The organism is Pseudomonas sp. HY13-MNA-CIBAN-0226, assembly GCF_040310305.1.
Taxonomy (GTDB): domain Bacteria; phylum Pseudomonadota; class Gammaproteobacteria; order Pseudomonadales; family Pseudomonadaceae; genus Aquipseudomonas; species Aquipseudomonas gregormendelii.
In genome coordinates this window covers 1-230 of the sequence record NZ_JBEOPS010000702.1, presented here as the reverse complement: position 1 = coordinate 230, position 230 = coordinate 1, and the positions used below count along the sequence as shown (strand labels likewise).

The window sequence follows — 230 nt, the reverse complement described above, 5'->3', positions numbered from 1 at the left end:
CACTCGCACTCGCGTAGCCAAGATCGAGCGCGACGCGCGTCACCGGCTGCCCGTCGGTCAGGCGGGCAATCGCCGCGAGCATGCACACCTGCTGGCGCCATGCGGCGAAACTCACGCCCGTCTGCGCGCGGAACTGCCGCGTGAACGTGCGGCGGCTCACGCCCGCGTCGGCCGCGACCCGGTCGAGATCGGCGTCGATCGACGGCGCCGCGAACAGGTGGCGGCACACC

The 230-nt window shown here is 73.0% G+C and carries 1 protein-coding gene; it reads right to left on the bottom strand.

Annotated features, from left to right (window positions below):
- On the bottom strand, positions 1-230 hold a 230-nt coding region (locus AAEZ05_RS30515), incomplete at both ends, for a helix-turn-helix domain-containing protein (RefSeq protein WP_350650439.1).